The 20624-nt window shown below is 64.8% G+C and carries 20 protein-coding genes; 3 read left to right on the top strand and 17 right to left on the bottom strand.

Annotation, left to right across the window (positions count from 1 at the left end):
- Nucleotides 1-17: 17 nt before the first annotated feature.
- From A8G08_RS03610 to A8G08_RS03600, 3 genes are read right to left on the bottom strand one after another with little or no spacing between them, the layout of a single operon-like run.
- Nucleotides 18-707 carry a dienelactone hydrolase family protein gene (locus A8G08_RS03610; RefSeq protein WP_068270241.1) on the bottom strand — a complete coding sequence of 230 codons (690 nt, stop codon included), beginning with the start codon at nt 705-707 and terminating at the stop codon, nt 18-20.
- 39 nt (nt 708-746) lie between these two features.
- Entirely contained in the window at nt 747-2144 is a 1398-nt protein-coding gene (locus tag A8G08_RS03605; protein WP_068270238.1) for a DUF2207 family protein, read from the bottom strand.
- Between the two features lie 27 nt (nt 2145-2171).
- On the bottom strand, nt 2172-2732 hold the full coding sequence (locus tag A8G08_RS03600; RefSeq protein WP_084435916.1) for a LemA family protein: 561 nt from the start codon (nt 2730-2732) through the stop codon (nt 2172-2174).
- Between the two features lie 195 nt (nt 2733-2927).
- On the opposite strand from A8G08_RS03600, the gene A8G08_RS03595 reads away from it, so the two are divergent.
- Nucleotides 2928-3659, top strand: coding sequence for a response regulator transcription factor (locus A8G08_RS03595; RefSeq protein ID WP_068270235.1), 732 nt, complete (start codon nt 2928-2930; stop codon nt 3657-3659).
- Nucleotides 3656-4777, top strand: coding sequence for a sensor histidine kinase (locus A8G08_RS03590; RefSeq protein ID WP_068270233.1), 1122 nt, complete (start codon nt 3656-3658; stop codon nt 4775-4777). The genes A8G08_RS03595 and A8G08_RS03590 overlap by 4 nt, the downstream gene beginning before the upstream one ends.
- Nucleotides 4778-4780: 3 nt before the next feature.
- Here the strand turns inward: A8G08_RS03590 and A8G08_RS03585 are convergent, their stop codons facing one another.
- The 5 genes from A8G08_RS03585 to A8G08_RS03565 form a co-directional block, all read right to left on the bottom strand.
- Nucleotides 4781-5401 carry a DUF305 domain-containing protein gene (locus A8G08_RS03585; protein ID WP_068270230.1) on the bottom strand — a complete coding sequence of 207 codons (621 nt, stop codon included), beginning with the start codon at nt 5399-5401 and terminating at the stop codon, nt 4781-4783.
- 14 nt (nt 5402-5415) lie between these two features.
- Complete coding sequence (locus tag A8G08_RS03580; RefSeq protein WP_068270229.1) at nt 5416-7776, bottom strand: heavy metal translocating P-type ATPase; 2361 nt, start codon at nt 7774-7776, stop codon at nt 5416-5418.
- Between the two features lie 182 nt (nt 7777-7958).
- The gene (locus A8G08_RS03575) at nt 7959-8219 is read right to left on the bottom strand and encodes a hypothetical protein (RefSeq protein ID WP_068270228.1); all 261 of its coding nucleotides are present in this window, start codon (nt 8217-8219) and stop codon (nt 7959-7961) included.
- 393 nt (nt 8220-8612) lie between these two features.
- Nucleotides 8613-9815, bottom strand: a complete 1203-nt coding sequence (locus A8G08_RS03570; protein ID WP_068270225.1) for a cytochrome P450 — start codon at nt 9813-9815, stop codon at nt 8613-8615.
- Between the two features lie 35 nt (nt 9816-9850).
- Nucleotides 9851-10375, bottom strand: coding sequence for a nuclear transport factor 2-like protein (locus A8G08_RS03565; RefSeq protein WP_068270224.1), 525 nt, complete (start codon nt 10373-10375; stop codon nt 9851-9853).
- 244 nt (nt 10376-10619) lie between these two features.
- Here A8G08_RS03565 and A8G08_RS03560 point away from each other — a divergent pair, with 244 nt between their 5' ends.
- Nucleotides 10620-11225 (top strand): TetR/AcrR family transcriptional regulator, encoded by a 606-nt coding sequence (locus tag A8G08_RS03560; RefSeq protein ID WP_068270283.1) that lies wholly within the window; start codon nt 10620-10622, stop codon nt 11223-11225.
- Between the two features lie 19 nt (nt 11226-11244).
- On the opposite strand, the gene A8G08_RS03555 is transcribed toward A8G08_RS03560, so the two are convergent.
- The 9 genes from A8G08_RS03555 to A8G08_RS03515 form a co-directional block, all read right to left on the bottom strand.
- A complete protein-coding gene (locus tag A8G08_RS03555; RefSeq protein ID WP_068270223.1) occupies nt 11245-11439 on the bottom strand; it encodes a ferredoxin in 195 nt (64 codons plus the stop codon).
- Entirely contained in the window at nt 11436-12719 is a 1284-nt protein-coding gene (locus A8G08_RS03550) for a cytochrome P450 (RefSeq protein WP_425394525.1), read from the bottom strand. The genes A8G08_RS03555 and A8G08_RS03550 overlap by 4 nt, the downstream gene beginning before the upstream one ends.
- Nucleotides 12720-12742: 23 nt before the next feature.
- On the bottom strand, nt 12743-13207 hold the full coding sequence (locus A8G08_RS03545) for a hypothetical protein (protein WP_068270217.1): 465 nt from the start codon (nt 13205-13207) through the stop codon (nt 12743-12745).
- Between the two features lie 44 nt (nt 13208-13251).
- Nucleotides 13252-14613 carry an aromatic ring-hydroxylating oxygenase subunit alpha gene (locus A8G08_RS03540; protein ID WP_068270215.1) on the bottom strand — a complete coding sequence of 454 codons (1362 nt, stop codon included), beginning with the start codon at nt 14611-14613 and terminating at the stop codon, nt 13252-13254.
- A gap of 227 nt (nt 14614-14840) precedes the next feature.
- A complete protein-coding gene (locus tag A8G08_RS03535) occupies nt 14841-15281 on the bottom strand; it encodes a YkvA family protein (RefSeq protein ID WP_068270210.1) in 441 nt (146 codons plus the stop codon).
- A 39-nt stretch (nt 15282-15320) separates the two neighbouring features.
- Complete coding sequence (locus A8G08_RS03530; protein ID WP_157108386.1) at nt 15321-16988, bottom strand: FAD-binding protein; 1668 nt, start codon at nt 16986-16988, stop codon at nt 15321-15323.
- 142 nt (nt 16989-17130) lie between these two features.
- Nucleotides 17131-18108 (bottom strand): NAD-dependent epimerase/dehydratase family protein, encoded by a 978-nt coding sequence (locus A8G08_RS03525; RefSeq protein ID WP_068270278.1) that lies wholly within the window; start codon nt 18106-18108, stop codon nt 17131-17133.
- Nucleotides 18109-18111: 3 nt separating this feature from the next.
- The gene (locus A8G08_RS03520) at nt 18112-19809 is read right to left on the bottom strand and encodes a nitric oxide reductase activation protein NorD (RefSeq protein WP_068270208.1); all 1698 of its coding nucleotides are present in this window, start codon (nt 19807-19809) and stop codon (nt 18112-18114) included.
- Nucleotides 19806-20621, bottom strand: coding sequence for a CbbQ/NirQ/NorQ/GpvN family protein (locus tag A8G08_RS03515; protein ID WP_169823255.1), 816 nt, complete (start codon nt 20619-20621; stop codon nt 19806-19808). Before A8G08_RS03515 ends, A8G08_RS03520 begins: the two co-directional genes overlap by 4 nt.
- Between the last annotated feature and the right edge of the window lie 3 nt (nt 20622-20624).

The raw sequence follows: 20624 nt of genomic DNA, 5'->3' as shown, positions 1-20624 counted from the left end.
GACCCGATCTGCGCAGGTCAGTTCAGGTGCGTACCGAAGAACGCGAACACCCGGCTCCACGCCTGCTCGGTGGCCTGCTCGTCATAGCCGAATCCCACGATCCGGGTGAACTGCTCGCCGGGCAGCTTGTTGGCGAAGCCGTGTCCAGCCCCGTCGTAGGTCTCGAGGTCGTGCTCGATACCGCGCGCATCGAGAGCGGCGCGCAACTTCTTCTCACCGCCGATATTGATCGGATCGCGGCTGCCGAAGCTGGCCACGATCGGGCACGCACCGTCGACCACCTTCTCGAACGAACTGGGCAGCGACGGGTAGAAGGGCGCTGCGGCGTCGAAACCCTTGGGCGACACGATCAGTGCGAAACCGCCACCGAGGCAGAAGCCGGCGACGGCGACCTTGCCGTTGCAATCCGGCCGGGCCGCCAGATGCTCGCGCGCGGCAACAATGTCGTCGACGGTGCGTCCCTCGCGGCGGATCAGATCCCGGAACACCGTGCGCGTGCACCGCAGTGCACCACCGCGCGAGTACAGATCGGGAGCGAGCGCCAGGAAGCCGGCATCGGCGATGCGACGGGCAATCCCCCGAATATCGTCACCGAACCCGATCGCGTCGTGCAGCACCACGACGCCGGGCCACGGTCCTGTTCCGGTCGGAATCTCGAGCGCGGCGCGAATCTCGCCCGCCGGGGTCTGCACCTGTGCGTCGGCCATAGCCCGGAAATCTACCCATCCGCGTGGGAAGGTGCGCCGCTATTGCGCGGTCGTGTCGAGCGCGCCCGGGGCGGACCGATGCCGGGACGGTGTCACGATCCGAACCTCATGCATCCAGCCCAGCCACTTGCCGACCTGTGCCTCCACGATGTCGCCCTCGGTGAGGGTGCTCCACGTCTCCGCGTCGATCCCATACGCGTGGGTGATGCGGTGGTGCCCGTCGTCGATTCCGATCCAGTAGCGGTACGTCGGGTTGTCCTCACCGCGCTTCTTGACGAACTTCCGCTGCCGCACCACCTGCCCACGGACCGTGGTGCGCGCACCCATATCGAGCACCGCCATGACCATCGGTCCGGCGGCCATCAGCACCAGGAAGATCAGCGCGAAGCGAACCGGATCGCCCGGGTAACCGACAAATGCCGAAAGAACCACAGCGACAAGGAAAGTCGGACCGGCCATATACAGTGCGACCATCAGTGCGCGCCCGATACCCGCCCACGGGCTGCAGCCCCAGACGAAGCGGCCCAGCGGCCCGCGGCCGTGATAGCGCACCTCCACCAGGTGCCACATGCCGCCGAAATCGGACCAGGCCCTGCCGTCGTCGGCGGGCACACTGATCGGCAGGCTGACCACCGCGCGTTTGGCGAGACCGAGCGCCGCCGCGTACGCCAGCGCCCGGCCCCATATAGTGACGGCTGCTGCGGGCTGCTCGGCGAAACGCCCGGTGCCGAGGTGCTCCTGCACTCCGAGCCAGCGCCCGGCGGCCTGCGCACCGGCGAGCGTGCCGCGCTCGCTATTGATTCGTTCCTGCACGAAGACGAGCGCCACGAAGGTGACGACAACGCCGGCGAGGAACGCCCCGAACGGGTCACCATCGGTTGGTGACTCGGCCCAGGCGAGCACTGCGCCCACCGCGACCGCGGGAACTGCCGCGGCGACGGTGAGCAGCGTCCGATGCCACGCCCGCCAACGAGCCTGCGACAGCCCCGCGGCTCGCGCCTCGTCGCGGACGGCCTTGCTGAACTTCTTCCACCAGCGGCCGAGATGACGAGCACCCTCGGCGAGTGCGCCGGTGGCCACAACGCCGTCGGCGGTGGCGAGTTTCTGCACATGGTCGAGCACCATCTGCTCGTAGCGGGTGAGCCCCGCCGTGTCGGCACCTCGGCGCAACCGCACCAGCGAAAGCTCCGGGCCGACCTCCTCGATCGTCACCATGCGGCGGGCCGCGAGATCGAGCAGCGTCGCCGATGCGGCTTCCTCGCACAGCTTGAAACCGCCGGTGATGAAGTCGACCAGGGCCGGCGACTCGGGGCCGAAGTTGCCAGTCGGTGCACCGCGCTCGATATCGGGCGTGCGGGTGGCGCGCATCAACCCGCCCAGCACGACGAACCACACGAACAGGGTCGCGACCGCAGCAATCAGTGCGGCGAACGTCATGGCGTCCACGGTGCGGAATCCGGCGAACTAGAACTGAACGCGGACCGGGCCGCGCTCGTTCTCGGGGGCGGCGAAGAACTCGCGAATCTCGAATCCGAACGAGCCCGCGATGATGTTGGAAGGCACCGACTGCACCGACGTGTTGTAGGTGAGCACGGCGTCGTTGTAGTACTGCCGCGAGTACGCGATGCGGTTCTCGGTGTCGGACAGCTCGTTCTGCAGCTCGACGAAGTTGGTGCTGGCCTGCAGCTGCGGATAGGCCTCGGCGACGGCGAACACGCTGCGCAACGCGGTACTCAGAGCATTCTCGGCCTTCGCCTGCTCGGCCGGCCCCTGGGCGTTGATGGCAGCAACGCGGGCCGCGGTGACGGCCTCGAAGGTGTTGCGCTCGTGGCTCGCATAGCCCTTGACGGTTTCCACGAGGTTGGGGATCAGGTCGTAGCGCCGCTTGAGCTGCACCTCGATCTGGGCCCACGCGTTGTCCACGCCATTGCGCTCACGAACGAGTCGGTTGTACAAGCCGATGGCAATGAGCACAGCGGCTATCCCGACAACTAATACGACGACCGCCGTGATGAGAGCGCCCACGGATATACCACCTTGTGCTTGTCGGGATCGGCTTACGGCAGTAATTCTCGCGCTGCGCGGGCCACGCCGATACCTACCGCAGGGTGGTTCGATACCCACCCTGCCGTCGCCGACGCGCACTTTTGGCGCGCTCGCGCACGCCCAGGCGTGCGCGATGGCGGCAAAAGGTGCGCGGCGCGAGGTAAGGATGAGTACATGGAGAACACGCCCGCGTTGAACGGCGACCGTGGTTACCGAGCCCTGGTCGTCGACGACGAACGCGCGCTTGCCGACATCGTCGCGAGCTACCTGGCCCGCGAGATGTTCGAGGTGAGCGTGGCCCATTCCGGACTGGACGCACTTGCCCGTGCACGCGACATAGACCCGGATGTCGTCGTCCTCGATCTGGGGTTGCCGGGCATCGACGGCATCGAGGTGTGCCGGGAACTGCGCAAGTTCTCGGACGCCTACGTGGTGATGCTGACCGCCCGCGACACCGAACTCGACACGATCGTCGGGCTGTCCGTCGGGGCTGACGACTACGTGACGAAACCATTCAGCCCGCGGGAGTTGGTCGCCAGGATTCGGGCGATGCTGCGCCGGCCGCGCACCACGACGGAGACAAAGCCGGTAGTGACGGGCAATGTGCGCGTCTTCGGGGATCTGCGCATCGATGTCGCGGGGCGCGAGGTGCGGGTCGGCGGCGAGCCGGTCGCGCTGACCCGCACCGAGTTCGACGTGCTGGCCGCGCTGTCCGCGCGGCCGGGCGTGGTGTTCACGCGCAGGCAGTTGATCGAGGCGGTATGGAGCGAATCCTGGGTGGGCAATGAACATCTCGTGGATGTTCACGTCGGCCACCTACGGCGAAAACTCGGCGACGACCCCAACGCGCCGCGGTATGTGAGCACCGTGCGCGGCGTCGGGTATCGGATGGAGACACCACGATGACCACAACCGTCATAGGGCCGCGCCGCGGCGGTGGAATCGGGCTGCGCCTGATGCTGGCGCAGGCAACGGTGCTGATCGTCGGCGCGGTAACCGCGTCGCTGGTCGCCCTCGTTGTCGGACCGCCGCTGTTCCGCGACCATCTGCACATGGCCGGAGTGTCGGCCGACTCCGCGGAACAGCACCATGCCGAGGAGGCATTCCGTTCGGCGACAGCCATTTCCGTCGGAGTCGCCATCGTGGCCGCCGCGTTGGCGGCCCTAGGGGTGGCGTGGTACCTGAGCCGTCGCCTGCAGCGGTCGGTTTCCGAGGTCGCCGCGGCGGCGACCGCGGTTGCGGATGGCGACTACGACATCCGAGTGTCCCCGCCCCAGCTCGGAGCCGAGTTCGACTCGCTCGCCGAGGGATTCAACCGGATGGCAGATCGGCTCGGTTCGGTTGAGGCCACTCGACGTCGGATGCTCAGCGACCTTGCGCACGAAATCCGCACTCCTGTCGCGGTATTGGAGGCCTCGTTCGAAGCAATCGAGGACGGAGTGAAGCGCCTCGACCCCGCCACGATCGAGATGCTTCGCGACCAGACACGGCGCCTGGTCCGGTTCAGCGCGGACCTCGCCACGCTCACCGTCGCCGAGGAGGGCCAAGCGGCAATCGAACCCGTCGCGGTACAACCCGAGGCTCTGATCCGCACCGCGCTCGCCGCGGCGTCGGATCGATACGACGCCGACGGCATCAGCCTGGAATCCGACCTGCCCGACAGCCTGCCGGCACTCTGGGGTGACCCACAACGGCTCGGGCAGGTGCTGGGAAATCTACTCGACAACGCGGTGCGGCATACCCCCACTCCTGGACGGATTGTGGTGCGCGCCAGCGCCGACCAGAACGAACTGACGATCGAGGTCGCCGACACCGGAGAAGGTATTGCGGCCGAACACCTTCCGCATGTATTCGAACGGTTCTACCGGGTCGACACCGCCCGCGACCGCGGCCATGGCGGGTCGGGTATCGGGCTGGCCATCAGCAAGGCGATCATCGATGCGCACGGTGGGCGGATTACCGCGCACAGCGACGGCCCGGGCACCGGCACCACCTTCGCGATCACGCTGCGGTTGCGCCCGTAACTTCTACAGCTGCATCAGCAATTGCTCCATGGTGGTGATCTCCGCCTGCTGGGTGGTGACTATCGCCTGAGCCAATGCGATCGCGTCGGCGTTGCTGCCCGACTCGATCTCCTTCTGCGCCATGTCGATTGCGCCCTCGTGATGGGCGATCATCTGCGTGAGATACAACCTTGCGGCATCGACACCCTCCGCGTCCTGCAGGGCAGCCATATCCTGCTCGGACATCATGCCCATCATCCCGCCGCGCATCGGAGGCGCTGTCATGTGCGTGCCCATCGGCATGCTCGGCTGATCCCACTCGGCCAGCCACGACTGCATCTGCTCGATCTCCGGCGCCTGCGCCGCCTTGATCTGGTTGGCCAGGCCGGTGACCCGCGGATCGATACCCGGTTTGGCGAGCACGATTTCGCTCATCTCGACGGCCTGGGCATGGTGCGGGATCATCTGCTGCGCGAACGCGATGTCGGCGTCGTTGTGGTCGGCAGCGGAGGCCTCCGACGTGGCGGAGGTGCTGTGCATCGTCATGCCGCCGTGAGTTGCCTCATCGTTGTCGTCGCTGCACGCGGTCGTAATTGCTGCCGCCGCAATGATCGCGGCGGCAATTGCGATTGTCCGATTCCTCATCGTGGTGTTCCTTCCTATTCGGCACTGGCGTGCGCGGACGGAGCGGCGATCGGCGCAACGGCCGTCGGCTCGGGCAGTGAGACGCGCTTGAGCAGAAGGGCATTGACGGCGACGATCAGGCTCGATCCCGACATCGCCAGCGCCGCGATCTCTGGACGCAGCACAAACCCCAACGGCTCGAAGACGCCGGCCGCGATCGGCAGCGCGATGGCGTTGTAGCCGATTGCCCAGCCGAGGTTCTGCCGCATCTTGCCCACGGTGGCGCGGCCGATCTGCAATGCGGTGGATACGTCGAGCGGATCGGAGCGCATCAAAACGAGGTCGGCTGTTTCGATCGCGACATCGGTGCCCGCACCGATCGCGATGCCGAGATCCGCGGCAGCCAGGGCGGGCGCGTCATTGACGCCGTCGCCGACCATGGCCACCAACTTCCCGGATTTCTGCAATGCGGCGATGTGGTCGGCCTTGTCACCGGGCAGCACCTCGGCGATCACTCGGTCGATACCCAACTGCCCGGCGATGCGTCGCGCGGTCGCCTCGTTGTCTCCGCTGAGCATCACAACCTCGACACCGCGTTCGTGCAGTGCTGCCACCGCGCCGGCCGAATTTTCTCGGGCGGCATCGGCCAGCCCGATCAATGCGACAGCGCGCCCGTCGACGGCAATCAACACCGCCGTCCGCCCGCCCGTGGCGAGCTCGTCGCGCCGCTGGGTAAGCGTGGCGGCATCCACATCCTCGGCCCTCATCAGCGCGTCGTTCCCGATCACCACCGTGTGCCCGTCCACCTCGGCGACCGCGCCCTGCCCGGGCACGTTCCGGAAGGCGCTCAGCGGTGCCGGGGCGATCCCTCGCTGGGCGGCGAACCGAACAATCGCGCCCGCAAGCGGATGTTCGGATTCGCGTTCCACGGCGGCCGCGATAGCTAGCAGCTCCGACTCTTCGATCCCGTCGGTGACGACGTCGGTCACCTCGGGTTCGCCCTTGGTCAGGGTGCCGGTCTTGTCCATCACCGCGGTGTCGATTCGGGCCGAGGTCTCCAGCGCGCTGGCGTTCTTGAACAGCACGCCGCGCTGCGCACCGAGGCCGGTACCGACCATGATCGCGGTCGGGGTCGCGAGGCCGAGGGCGTCGGGGCAGGTAATCACGACGACGGTGATCGCATACAGCAACGCGGTCGACACCTCGCCGCTGATCGCAAACCACACTGCGAACGTGACGGTGCCGCCGATCAGCGCGACCAGCACCAGCCAGAACGCGGCCCGGTCGGCGAGGCGCTGTCCCGGCGCCTTCGAATTCTGTGCCTGCTGAACCAGTTCGACGATCTGCGCGAGCACGGTGTCGGAGCCGACCTTGGTCGCCTGCACCCGCAGCGTGCCGGTGGTGTTGATCGACGCGCCGATTACCGCGGCGCCCGGAGACTTGCCTACCGGCAGGCTCTCCCCGGTCACCATCGATTCGTCGACCTCGGATTGCCCGTCTGCCACGATGCCGTCGACCGGGATCTTCGCGCCCGGCCGGATGAGGAGCAGATCGCCCACGACGACCTCTGCGGTCGGTACCTGGACGGGCTCTGCGTCCCGCAGCACGAGTGCCGTCGGCGGGGCGAGCTCCAGGAGTGCCCGAATGGCATCGTTCGCGCCGCCGCGAGCCCGCATCTCGAACCAGTGACCGAGCAGCACGAACGTCGTCAGCACTGTCGCGGCCTCGTAGAACACCTCGCCGCCACCCGTCAGTGTCACGCCGACGCTGTAGAGCCAACCGGTGCCGACCGCCACGGCGACGAGAACCATCATGTCGAGCGTGCGCGCCCGCAGCGCGCGGACCGCGCCGTCGAAGAAGATCCAGGCCGAGTAGAAGACCACCGGCAGGCTCAGCAGTAGCGCAAAGACGTCGTCGCGCAGTCCGAAGGGCGCTGCCACGGTGAACCCGAGCATGTCGCGGCCCATAGGCGACCACAACGTGATCGGGATCGAGAGGACCAGGGCCACCAGGAACCGGTTGCGCATATCGCGCGCCATGTCGGCGACCGACATCTCGCCGTGGCCACCGTGGCCCATCATGTCGTGCGGCGACTGCTGCTGGTGTGCGGCATGCTCGCTGGGCACCGCCGGCTCGGCCATGGGGTCACATACGTGGTCGGGCACGGATCGACCGGCGCAGTGATACCCGCACTCGCGGACCCACTTCGACAACTCGGCGACGGACGTGTGAGTAGGGTCATACTCGACGGTTGCCGTCTGATTGGCTGCGTTCGCGTCCACCGTGATGACGCCGGGCCTCCGCAGCAATACCGCCTCGACCGTCGCCACGGAACTGGCCCAGCGCGGCCCACGCACCTCGAGAACAGTTGTCCGATACGGCTGACCCGATGCCACCTAGCCTCACGCTCCCGCCACAACCGACTGGGCGCCGTCGTGCGCCCTCAGTGAGAGCCTTCCCCCGCTCCCCGTCGATCGACCGGTGGTTCTGTGAAGAATCGATGAAGGTGGCGGCCAGTGGCCGTGAAACGAGTCAGCGGGAGGTTCGAATGAATCGAACCTCCCGCTGACCTCCGCGTTTAGCTGTGCGGATGTGCGAGCCGGTGAAGCAGCCGACCGAGGACATGCCCATCGGACCCGAGCGCGCCGAAGCGATCGCGGTGCGGAAACGACACGTGCGGGTGAGGTACGTCACTGATCTGGCGAGACAACTGGGACCGACGGCGCACTGCACGAAGAATCTCCTCGTCGATGTCCGCCAAAGCCTGGTACAGATCCTCGAGCTCGTGCTGGTCGGTGACCAAACGCTCTTCTACCTCGGGAAATGTCACTGCAATCATCTCGTACCCCTCCTTCGCGTCTCGCCCGGCTCGAGCCGCTTCTCCTATCTCTATCTCCCGGCCCCTCCGGTTAGTTACGGTCCCGACGCTATTAATTCAACGAAGCGTCGGCACGCGTAGTTCAGTACTCGAAAACGACGACTGCGCACACACACGTGGGCGAAGCACACGCATGCATAGCATGGCGATCGACCGGCGACGTGCGGCGACCCGGTCCGCGTAGTCGCAGGACCGGGCCGCCGGGGAAAACGGCAATCAGCTGCCGGTAAGTTGTTCGCCCCGTCGTGTGGGCTCACGGGTTCTTGCTGCGGGCCCTTCGACGTGCGCAACCGGTGATTAGCCCGTTCGCTCCGTCGGTAAACGTGACGCGAATCACATTTCTACCACAGCCTGTCAAACGCGGGCAGGCATGCTGTCCCACCCCCGCACTGCCGACGCCGACGAGAAGACGGCTTCGACGAGGTCTACCTCCCATTCCGGGAAGCGATTCAGGATCTCGTCCAACGCGACTTGCCCCTCGAGGCGCGCGAGCGCGTTCCCCAGACAGAAGTGCGCACCGACACCGAAGGTGATGTGTTGCTTCGGCACGCGTGTGACGTCGAACCGGTCGGCGTCATCACCGAATCGGTGCTCGTCGCGGTTCGCGGCACCGACCAGCGTGAGGAGCGCGCTCCCCTGCGGCACCGTCGTGCCGTGGAACTCGGCATCGCGTGTGACATAGCGAGCGATCTGCAGCGCGGGCGGTTCGAACCGAAGAATCTCCTCGATCGCACCGGGCAGGAGTGACCGGTCCGCAGCCAGGAGTGCGCGCTGGTCCGGGTGTTCAGACAGCAATTTGCCGATCCAACCGAGCAGTCGCGTGGTCGTCTCGGCACCTGCCACCGCGACGACATTCATGAACATGAGCAGTTCGTCGCGACGCAGCCTGCGGGTGACGCCCGTTTCGTCCTCGAATTCGGCCTCGAGCAATTCGGTGGTGAGGTCGTCCGCGGGATGCTCTGCGCGCCAGTCGATGAAATCGGCGAACACCTGACCATCGGTGATCGCACCGTCGGGGTTGTCGGTCATCTGCCCGCCGCGCTCGGTCCGGACGAACTTGTCGCCGTCTTCGGCCACCTTGCGCTGATGGTCCTCCGGAATGCCGAAGAGCATGCCGATCACGCGCAACGGCATCACCGAGCCGAGATCCGTGACGAAATCAAAGGTGCCGGTGCCGGCCACCGAGTCCAGGCAACTACGGGTGAACTCGCGGATGTACGGCTCGAGCGCGTTGATCTTGCGGGGCGTGAAGGCTCGCGAGAGCAACTTTCGGTGGATCAGGTGAATCGGCGGATCCTCGAAAACCAGTACACCCGGCGGGATCTCCATGCCCGACTTGATGATTTCGAGCACGCTCCCGCGCGATGAGCTGAAGGATTCGTAATCCACCAGCGTGCGGTTCACGTCCTCGAAGCGGCTCACCGCGTAGAAGTCGTGGGCCTCGTTGTAGTACAGCGGCGCTTCGTCGCGGAACCTCTTGAACATCGGATACGGATCCGCGTTGAGGGCGACATCCCAGGGGTCGTAGTACAAGGCGCCCGGCGCACTGATCGTCATGCTCTGTTCCTATTCGCCGATGGCCGACAGCCGAATCACATCGTCAGGCCGTGCTTTTCGAAGTGCTGCGCAAGCGTCTGCATGTACTCGTCGCCATGGAAAGGGCCGCGCCTACCAATCGCGAGTTCCAGGAACGGTCCGTACTCCTCGTCGTTGACGTAGGTGGACCAGTGCACGATCTGTGCGTCGTCGTTGGTCTCGACGAAGCTGATCGAGTAGAAGCCCATCGCTTTTCCAGTGGAGACGGACGTTCCCTCCCAGCGGTACCGCATGACGAAGCCGGTGTCGGCGACCCAGAACTTGTGGTCGATCGGCCGCCAATCGGGAAACTCATTGCCATAAGCCTTCGCCTCGATCGTGGCCGCGATATCCCAATGCGTCGCGACATCCTTGAGGACGAGTTCCTGCTCGGCGACGAAGTAGGGCGACGTGTAGACCGCATCATCGACGAACTCCCACTCGTCGTAGCGCTCACCCTCCTGGACCTTCTGCAGCACGTACTTGTCGCGGTAGCTCTCGCACATCCGGCGGTGCTTGGCGATGCGGTCTTCCAGTTTCATTGCAGGAGATTCCTTTCGAGATGCCGGTACGTCCGACGAATCGCGTTGGAGTGATTGATGACTCCGCTGCTCGATCAAGGATTCGCGGGTCGAGCGCTGGCCGGACCGACCCGGTTTGAAATCTGGCGCCGATACCGGCGACACGCCCACAACTATACAAGTGTGTATCTAAAATACAACGATGTATGTGCGGTTGGGCCACGTCGCTCCCGCACCCCGACGACCACCTGGGAAGATGAGGCACGTGGCGGAACGATGGACGCGGCAAAGACGGGTCGAGCACACCCGCAGCCTGTTGCTGGACGCAGCCGAAGAGGTCTTCGCCAAGCAGGGCTTCGGCGGCGCTGCGCTCGAGGACATCGCTGATGTCGCCGGCTACACGCGCGGCGCGATCTATTCGAACTTCGGCACCAAGGAAGATCTCTTCTTGGCCGTAATCGAGCGTCACCAGAAGCGCTTTCTCGATAGTTTCGCCGACGTCATCACCTCGTTCGAGGACCTCGACAACCTCGATGTCGGGAAGCTGGCCGAGCGGTGGCGCGAGCTGACCATCTCGGGCCCGGACAGCGCCGCCCTCGGCTACGAGTTCTCGCTGTTCCTGCTGCGCAATCCCGATGCACGGGAGCGACTTTCGGCGCAACGCGAGGAAACCATCGCGTCGCTGGCCGAATACATCACCACGCACGTCGAGCGGTTGGGCGGCACGTTGCTGATGCCGGCGCAGGCACTCGCCCGGCTGCTGATCGCAGCCAATGAAGGCATCACCATCAACAGTCACATCGACGGCGTCGAACTCTACGGGCCTTACCTGCAGATGGTGATGGCGAACGTGGCCCCGAAACCCCACTGAGCCCCTAACCCACAGCGGCTCAGTCGAATTCCACCTCGATCGCATTCTCGGGACACTGCTCCTCGGCAGTCCTCGCAGCTGCGGCGTGCTCGGGCGGAACGACATCCACGATGACCTCCGAAAACCCATCGGCGGTCAACCGGAATACCTCCGGGCACGTCGCAACGCAGATGCCGTGCCCGGCGCAGATGTCTTCGTCAACCCGGACTTTCACGATCGGTCGCCCGCGGGATCGAACTGAATATGCAGCTTGGTCAGACCGCGCAGGATGAACGTGGGCAGGTAACGGTACTCGCGCTGATCGGCCGGGCCGTGGAATTCCTCGTCGATCCAGAACCGGGAAGTCCGGTCGAACAAGCGCTCGAGGCTGACCCTGGCCTCCGTCCGCGCGAGCGGCGCGCCGGGGCAAGTGTGCACTCCCCTGCCGAAGGCGACATGCGTGCGCGCGTTGCCGCGTTCGATATCGAACTCATCCGGATGCTCGAACTGACGCGGATCGCGATTGATGGCCGCGTTCACCAACATCAAGGTGGTGCCGGCGGGAAGATCGACCCCGCCAACGTTCACCGGCGTCTTGGAGAGCCGGAAATCCCCACGTACCGGACTCTCGAACCGCAGCGACTCCTCAATGAAATTCGCAATGAGGGAACGGTCCTGGCGCAGGCGCGTCTGCAACTCCTGATCCTCGGCGAGGATCATCACCGCCGCACTGAGCAATCGCACGGTGGTCTCTTGACCGGCGGCGAACAGATTGGCCGCGACCCGAACCGCGTCGATCACCTCGGGCGTACTGCCGTCGGGGAATTTCGCCGAAGCGACACCGGTGAGCACGTCGTCGCGCGGCTCTGCGCGCCGGTCCTCGATGTAGGTGGAGAACTTCTGATACAGAAACTCCAGCGGCGTGTGGTTGAGGGATTCACCCTCGCTGCTGCCGATCGGACCGGTCGACGTCAAGAGAGCCTTGCTGAACTCGATATGGTCGGCTTCCGGCACTCCGAGCAGGTCGGCGATCACCAGCATCGCGAACGGCGCCGCGAAATCGGCGACGTAATCGCATGCGCCACTGGCCAATGCGGTGTCGTACTGGCTGTCGGCCAGCCGCCACATGAAGTCTTCGTTTTCCTTGAGCCGCTTCGGCGTGATCATCCGCGACAGCAGCGAACGGTGCGCGGTGTGCTTGGGCGGGTCGAAGGTGGGCAGCTGATCGCTGAACGGCAGTTCGTCGGCGTGGGCCGCGATGATGTCGCTGACGTCATCACCCTCGAGCGGGACCGGAAAGCCGGGAAACGGGCCGGTGACCGAGGTACACGACGAGAAGCGCTCGGTGTCGTTGTAGATCGCGAGCGCTTCTTGATGCCCGGTCACCATGACCACGTCATGGTGCGTCTCCCGGCGAACCGGGCACTCATTGCGCAATGCGGCCAGGTAGTCGTAGGGGTCATGCAGGATCTTGGGGTTCATGAAGAAATCAACGGAGTCTATGTCGTCCGGCACGTTGCCGGTGCTCGCGATATCGGTCATTGCGAAATGTCCACCCCTTCGTAGCCCTGGAGGAGTTCACTGCTCGGCAATTCCATCTGCAGGTAGACATCGATGCGCTTGATCAGCCCCGCGGCGTCGAACTCGTAGACGCTCAGCGAATTCACCACGCTCTCGAACGCTCCCATCTTGCTGCGCTCCTCGAGCTCGAGGAACACGACGCCGCCAGTTTCGCTGATTCGCTTGAACGAGCAGTCCCATTCGGCAGAACTCGCCCAGTTTGTGAGAAATGAGGTGTATTCCTGCCAGTTCATCACCTCTTTGAAGTTCCCGACGCGCACGAAGTCCTCCACCGCGACGAGCTCGGACAGCGGCGCCCAGCCGTCAACACCGAAGCCCGGTTCCTTGGCGGCCGTCACCAGTCGCCCGACCACCTGGCTGTACTCGAGGACCGTTCGGGGGTTACCCGAGTAGTTCTCGATCAGATCTGCGATCTCGCTCATTCCACTCCACTCGAAGTTGTTGATTAACTGCAGGATTCGAAGACTTAGACCGCGCCTTCGAGGTAGCGGTCCACCACCGAGTGGTAGTGCGCGATGACGATCTCCTCTTTCACCAGCGACATGAACTCGAGCCGGTTGTTACGCAGTCCGACCTGCTGGCGCGGCATCTGCTCGTAGTCCTGCTGCAACGCGAGGAAGTACTGGTAGCTGCCCGGCTCCTCGACCTGGACCGGCTCGATTTTGAAACCCTCGCGGAACTCTTCCGGCAGCCACATGAAGCTCTTGATGTGCCAGAAGCACTTGTTCGGATCCCCGTCGGGATGGGGCTCGGCCATGATGATCGTCGCCTCGCCGGCGCGGATTGTCATGAAGAAGTTCGGGAACAACACCCAGCCGTGGTTGTCGCTCATCTGCGCATCGGTGAGTTCGCCGACGTCGAGTCCCATTCCCGTCAACGTCTCGCGAGTGGCCCGCTGCAGCAGCGTGCGCGCAGTGACCCCGTCGGGGAACTCCAATTCGCCCTCGGTAGTTCGGTATTCGTCGACCAGTTCCTTGAACCGCGGGAGGTGCGCCTGCACGGACGGGAAGGTCCCGGGCAGCTCCAGAATTCCGTCGACCTGCTCCTGCGCTCCGTACGTCGAGGCATTCGCGACATCGAACGGTGCCATCGACACGCTGTGCTTATCGAAGAACTTGTACCGACTGGTGCTGGGATCGATCATGATCACGCGCAGCAACTCCGGATGGATACCCGAGATGTGATAGCCCTCTTCGAAGGCATCCATCACTACTTTCCAGTTGCAGTTCAACGACTCTCGCACATCCATGACCGTGTACATCTCGTCGAGACGGTAGGGCGCGAGCAGGTCGGCGATCTCCTGTCCGATGTACTCGGAGAGCGGTTCCGCGGCGGGATCGGGGTTGAGGAAGATGAATCCGGCGAAGCACTCGACCGGAACTGGCAGCAGCGACAGGCCCTCCTTTTCGGGCGGGGTGACGACGTTCTCCTTCTCGCGCAGCACACCGCGCAGCCGACCGTCGAGGTCGTAGGACCACAGGTGGTACGGGCACAGGAAGCGCTTCATGTTGCCACCGCCGCCCGTGCACAGCTGATTGCCGCGGTGACGGCACGCGTTGACGAAACCGCGGATGACACCGTCCTTTCCGCGCACAATCACGTAGGCCTGGTCACCGATCTTGTATTCCTTCCAATCCCCCGTCTCGGGCAGCTCGTTCTCGCGCCCGACCACCCGCCAGACCTTCAGCCAGATCCGCTCGTGCTCCTTCTCGGCGATCTCGGGCGACGTGTAGCGGTCGGTCGGAATGTTCATCCGCCACTGCGTGAAGTCGATTTCCTCGAGGCGCGTTCCGGTATCGACCCACTCGCCCGGCTTCGTCGACTGCATGTCCGTCCTCCTTGGCTGGCACGAGAGCCGCAGGGAGCTGCCCGGCGGTCCGTGGCCGAATGGGCTGTCGTCACGGTCCGAGGCCGGAGGCGACGGACAGGCGACGAGCCGCCATCGAGCCTCGCGAGTGACCTCGCCCACAACTATACGGACCTGTATTTGAGATACAAGACCGTATCTAAACGAGATATGCCGCACTCTCGGGCGTTGCGCGAGGGCGCAGGAAATCAGTCCGTAGTGCTGGTGGACCGACGCGATCCGTCCAGACCCGTGAGGCTGCACAACGCCGCGAAGCCGTCATCGGTGCCGGGCCACTTCGACCGAACGACGTCGATCCCGGCCCGGCGCACGACACCGCGCAGCACGAGGGTGACGATGATGACGTCGTCCGCGTAGCCGATCACCGGGATGAAATCGGGGATCAGATCGAACGGAATTGCCAAGTAGGCCAACAGCAATGCCAGGCGAATCCGAATGCCGGCGGGCTGCGCGTCATCGGCTGCCAGGCGCCTGATGAGGCGCAGCACGTCGGGCAGGATGCGCAACGCCGCGGTGAGCGCTCCACCGCGCGGGCCCAGGACTACCAGCGCGATGACGAGGGCAGCCCAGATCACCACCAGCGCCGCGATCACACCGATCAGCAGGTCCCACCAGACCGATCCGGTCACACGAATTACTGTACGACCGGCAACAACGAAGGCAGCAGGTCAGGCGGACTCGGGCAGGCCCACGGAGACATCCGCAGCCTGCTCAGCGGCATGCCGTCCCGCCCGCCGACCCGAGAAGACGCAGTCGGCGATCGAGAGGCCGCTGACGTATGAATCGGAGCAGACACCGATGGCCGTGCGGCCCACCGCGTACAGGCCCCGAATCGGATCGCCCGATTCGTTGAGCACGGCGCTGCTGTTCTCGTCGACGCGAACGCCGCCGAGGGTAAGCATCGGGGTCGGGTTGATAAGGCTGGGCCGGACGGAGATATTCAGCAGGGTGAACGGACCGCGAGCGGCGCGGCGGGCCAACTCGGCCGGCTTTCCGACCGGGTCTTCCGTGCCGGTGTCGATGGCATTGTTGTGGGCCTCGACAGTCGCGATGAGCCCATCCGCGTCGATGCCAGCCTTCGCGGCGACATCGCGCAGCGACTTGCCCTTCACCGAGTCGAGCGCCATGAGTGCGGAGACCTGGGCGCGCTGGAACCACAACGTCTGGTTGATGAGATTGCGGCGAGCCTCGGACATCAGATCGGCGTCGGCGAGGATCCAGGCCTTGGCATCGTGATTCCGCACGATGGCCTGGCCCAGGGCAGCGCCGTACCGGCTTTCATCGAGGATCCGCTGGCCCTTGGCGTCGACAACGATGCTGCCGACGAAGGCGCTCGGCGGCGTGATGAAACGCCACGCGGAGACATTCTCCATACGCTCCGAAATCGCCCCGGCGCGCCCGGCCAGCGCGATGCCGCTGCCGTCGTCGCCACTGGTGCCGAGTGGAAGTCCGTTCGCGTACCGCGGCGCAAACTCGTTGATCCACTTGGCATTCGCGATGAAACCACCCGCACCGATCACGACGCCGCGGCGGGCCATGACCCGGATCGGGCGCGCGTAACGCGCTTCGAGTGCCGCGCGCGATCGCTCCATCCGGGCCCGAAGCGGCGGGTAGTAGATGCCCGGCTTGGCCGAGACCGCGCACGCCGCCGCGTAAAGCTTGCGGATGCGGGAAGGCGCGTACTGCATAGTCTTTGCAACCACACCGATGACCCGGCCGGATTCATCCTGAATCAGTTCCGTTGCCATGGTGTGCGGCATGAGCTGAACGCCCTTGTCCTGCGCGGACTTGGCCAGCGGCTTGTAGAGCTGCTTGCCGGAGGTGCCCTTGCCCTTCACACGATGGCCGCGCTGAACCGGCGGGGTGTGGCGGCGGTACGCGCCGGAGTTCTCGCTTCCCGAGAAGTACAGGTAGTAGTTGTTATTTGGGAACGAAGTCTTGTAGGGGCACAGCGAGGAATCGAACGGCACGCCGTGGTCGCTCAGCCACTGAATCATCTCGGGACTCGTGCGGACGAACTTCTCCAGCGTCTCTTCGCTGACGGCGTCGCCGACCTCGAGGCGCAGGTAGGCCATCATCTGCTCGACGGTGTCCTCGACGCCGGCCGCCTTCTGCACGGAAGTCCCGGCGCCCGCATAGATGATTCCGCCGGACAGCGCGGTCGCGCCGCCACCGTTGGCACGGTCCATGGCGATCACATCGGCACCCTGTTCGCGGGACGTGATTGCCGCACAGGCGCCTGCGGCACCAAACCCGACAACAACAACGTCGGTGGTCACGACCGGAGTCGACTCGTCAATAGGCTTCACGACGTCGGAAAACCTCTCCCTGCACATCGAGGTTTCCCTCTACCTTTCGCATGCCACGTCTCGCCGGCGGCGAAGGAGAAGGTACCAGCGCCCGTTGTGACAGAGCGCACGGATGTGACTGAGCGCACTACCTCGGCGGACGTGAATGTCGGCCGAGCGTGTTCCCCTGTTAGCCGACCGAAGCGCGCTTGTTCCCCTCCAGGAAGGGAGACTTGCGAACGACGTACCACGTCGCGAGCGGGCGGACGAGACGGACGATTGGTGAGATCAGGCCGAAGGCCTTCTTCATATCGGCAATCTGATTGGTGATATCCCGCGTCTGGAACTGCAGCAGACGCTGACTCTCCTCGGTGTCGAGCCAGTCGCCGTAGAAGCGCGGCGGAGTTGTTCGCGCAAAAGCTTCGATCGGCACCGGGCCAAGTCCGATCGTCTTCAGCAGCGCGGTGGCGAACTCCACGTAGGTCGTTTGGCAATTGGCGCCACCACCGAGGAACAGGATCTTCCCGACCGCCTCCTCGCACGCAACCGCACGGGCGAACGCCGTACCGGCGTCATCCGGATGAAGGAACTCCATGCGCGCATCCGGACTGAATTCGAACAGGATGGTGGGGTCCTGCGGCTTCAGCTGAATCGGCGTCACCGCCGCCAGCCGCAGAATGCTCCACTGCAGACCCGATTCCCGAATCGCTTCCTCGCACTTGATCTTTTGACGCCCGTACTCGTCGGTCGGCGAAACCGGAGTATCGACACGAAGCGGTGGTTCACGGTCCTGGATGTCGCCGAAGATGCCCATCGACGACGCGAAGACCAATCGCTTGGCCGTCGGCGACGCCTCCATTTCCGCGATCAAATTCACGGTCGCTTCGAGATTCACCCGCCGCGCAAGATCCGGCGCGTTATCCGCGAGCGGCGGAATGATGGCCGCGAGATGGACCACCGCGTCGACGCCGTCGAGCGCAAGCCGCAGCCCGTCGCGGTCGGTGATGTCACCCCACACGAACCGCACCCGTTCGTCGAAACTCCGCGCGGACTTGCGCGCCCGCTTGGAGTCGAGGTCGAAGGCGACGACCTCGTGGCCTTCGGCAAGCAACCCCTTCAGGGTCGAAAGGCCGATGTTGCCCATCGCCCCTGTCAACAACACTCTCATCACTTACCCCCGAGATTTGGACACAGCGAGTTCCTTGAGGGACGAGAGGAACAGCTCGTCCATCCGGGGACTCAAGTCGGACAGTTTTTCAGCACTAGCATGGCTGGCAGAACCGAAGACACGCGCGAGCGCATCGGTGTCTGCCGTGGCGCCAATCGAAAGGCACAGCACCGCAACACCATCCGCGCGTACCTCTTCGAAAGCCCTATGGGTGTCGGCCTCGGCGTACTTGCCTTCGTATCCCTGGTCATAGGGGTAGCCATCCGAGAGGACGAGCAGCAGCCGGTTCGGCGTGCCAGCCTCGGTCTTGAGAATTTCGGCCGCGCCACGGATGGCGGCACCGAGCCGCGTGTAGCCCGAGGGTTGGAGCTGGTTCAGCCGAGCGCGGCCGAGGGCACCGAACCGCTGCCCGAACGTCTTGATCGCCGGCAAATGAACCGCGCGCCGGCCCTCGGACCGGAACGCGTAGACGGCAACCCGATCACCCAGTTCCTCGAGTGTGGCCGCGATGGTCGCGGCCGCCCGTCGTTGGTGCTCGTGTACAGCCAGGCCGTCCCCATCGGCTTCGGTAACCGACCCCGACGCATCGAGCAGGATCAGCACGCCGAGGTTGCGCGCAAGTTTGCGACGCTCGGTATAGATGTGTTCGGGTGGCGAGAAGCCGGAGCGCAGATCGACGAACAGATCGATGAGCGCCTCGATGTCGAGGTCGTCTCCATCGGCGCGGCTGCGCAACACCTTGGGGCCCAGACCAACCCGAGACAGGCGGCGTCGAAGGACCTCATCGTGAATCACGCCTGCGTCGGCGACATCGGCAGGGACCGCCAGCGGGAAGTCGAGAACCCGGCACCAGTCTTCCTTGTAGCAGTTGTTGAACGTGTCCCATTCCGGGTGGAGCGCACCGTGGATGCCGAGCGCGGCGGCGGGCTTTCCGTCATCGGTGAAATGGATTGGCGTCGCGAGCGGTCGAGCGTCGGGACCGGCCTTCGCGCTCCGACGTACCGAGCGAATCTGTAGCTCGCCGCCGGCTGCTTCCTCACCCGGGGTTCGCGAGGTGCCCATCAGCTTGCGGAGGAAGTCCGCCATCGTTTTGTTGCTGAACAATGGGTTGTCGAAGAGCTTGAGTATCTTGCTTTCACTGAACTTCGACTGGTCATCTTCGTCCTCATCCTCGGTCTCGGGAAGATCGGAGAGGTCGAACTCGAGGCGCATATCCTTGTCTGTCGCTTTGGTACCGGGCCCTGAGAGGGACACCAATTGCGACGGCTTGAGAATTCCGAACCACGCCGGCGGCTCGGCGACTTCCGCGTTCCCTTTGGCGATTTCGAGGGATTCGTCCGCGGTCGCGGTACTGGACTTCCCGTCTTCAGGGAGCGCTGTGGCGGCGATCGGCATACGTTCTGCCAGATCGGACAACACTCGTCGCCCCTCGAGCGACAGATAACGGCGCGCCACCGCCGGACGCGCCCGCAAAACCTTCATCAGCCGGGCGTCGAGGCTGCCCGCTCCCAGGAGAGCGCTCTGCACCAGCACCTCGCGACGCTGCTCATCGACCGAGCTACCCCGAGACACGAGGATCGCGTCTGTGTTGATGTAGGCCAACGAGCCGGCGGGCGCCTCGGCAATATTGATCGACCTACCGGCGATGTAGTTGGCGAGGAGCCGGAACCGCTCCGGCCCCGCCGACTCGGTTTCCGTCATGATTCGGGCAGCACCGCGTTAACGAGTTCGCCCAGCGCGCGCACGATATCGGCATCGTCGGTGAGGGCCTGGACGACGGCAGACTGGACGGCGGTACGCAGCGGCAGCCCTTCGTTGACGAGCACGCCGGCCAGAATCAGCATTCGGGTCGACGACACTTCGCGCAGCGGCGACGCCTCGATGTTCCGAATTGCCTGACCCACTCGGACGATTGCCTGTGCCGTCGGCAGATCGACGCCGGATTCGTGAGCGACGATTTCCGTTTCGATGTCGGCGGGCGGGAAGCCGAGCTCGATGGCAACGAACCGCTGCCGGGTGGATTCCTTGATGTTCTTCAGCACACTCTGGTAGCCGGGGTTGTAGGACATGACCAACTGAAAACCGGGAGCCGCCGTCAACGAGGTCCCGAGCCGATCGATCGGAAGCTGCCGGCGGTGATCGGTCAGCGGGTGGATGACGACCGTTGTGTCCTGGCGCGCCTCAACAATCTCGTCCAGGTAGCAGATCGCGCCCTCACGGACGGCCCGCGTCAACGGCCCATCCACCCATACGGTTTCGCCGCCTTTGAGCAGGAACCGTCCAACGAGGTCCGCCGAGGTCATGTCCTCGTGTCCGGCAACGGTGATCAATTCCCGGCCGAGTGCGTGGGCCATCGATTCGACGAAGCGGGTCTTGCCGCATCCCGTTGGGCCCTTCAACAGAACCGGAACACCACGGCTGGCGGCCGCGCGGAAAATCTCCACTTCGTCCCCGACGGCCCAGTACGACGGCGCGTCCACGGTGGAACTCGCGACTTCAGATGTGGCAGTCAACGT

This window comes from Aldersonia kunmingensis, from assembly GCF_001646865.1.
Classification (GTDB): Bacteria; Actinomycetota; Actinomycetes; order Mycobacteriales; family Mycobacteriaceae; genus Aldersonia; species Aldersonia kunmingensis.
Note: the sequence above shows the minus strand (reverse complement) of the source record. Positions and strands in the feature narration are given on the sequence as shown.

Coding starts and splice junctions, on each gene's coding strand:
- A8G08_RS03525 (WP_068270278.1), bottom strand. CDS start 18,108: ATGAGAGTGTTGTTGACAGGGGCGATGGGCAACATCGGCCTTTCGACC.
- A8G08_RS03610 (WP_068270241.1), bottom strand. CDS start 707: ATGGCCGACGCACAGGTGCAGACCCCGGCGGGCGAGATTCGCGCCGCG.
- A8G08_RS03530 (WP_157108386.1), bottom strand. CDS start 16,988: ATGTGCAGGGAGAGGTTTTCCGACGTCGTGAAGCCTATTGACGAGTCG.
- A8G08_RS03565 (WP_068270224.1), bottom strand. CDS start 10,375: ATGAAACTGGAAGACCGCATCGCCAAGCACCGCCGGATGTGCGAGAGC.
- A8G08_RS03570 (WP_068270225.1), bottom strand. CDS start 9,815: ATGACGATCAGTGCGCCGGGCGCCTTGTACTACGACCCCTGGGATGTC.
- A8G08_RS03590 (WP_068270233.1), top strand. CDS start 3,656: ATGACCACAACCGTCATAGGGCCGCGCCGCGGCGGTGGAATCGGGCTG.
- A8G08_RS03545 (WP_068270217.1), bottom strand. CDS start 13,207: ATGAGCGAGATCGCAGATCTGATCGAGAACTACTCGGGTAACCCCCGA.
- A8G08_RS03585 (WP_068270230.1), bottom strand. CDS start 5,401: ATGAGGAATCGGACAATCGCAATTGCCGCCGCGATCATTGCGGCGGCA.
- A8G08_RS03605 (WP_068270238.1), bottom strand. CDS start 2,144: ATGACGTTCGCCGCACTGATTGCTGCGGTCGCGACCCTGTTCGTGTGG.
- A8G08_RS03595 (WP_068270235.1), top strand. CDS start 2,928: ATGGAGAACACGCCCGCGTTGAACGGCGACCGTGGTTACCGAGCCCTG.
- A8G08_RS03540 (WP_068270215.1), bottom strand. CDS start 14,613: ATGCAGTCGACGAAGCCGGGCGAGTGGGTCGATACCGGAACGCGCCTC.
- A8G08_RS03575 (WP_068270228.1), bottom strand. CDS start 8,219: ATGATTGCAGTGACATTTCCCGAGGTAGAAGAGCGTTTGGTCACCGAC.
- A8G08_RS03520 (WP_068270208.1), bottom strand. CDS start 19,809: ATGACGGAAACCGAGTCGGCGGGGCCGGAGCGGTTCCGGCTCCTCGCC.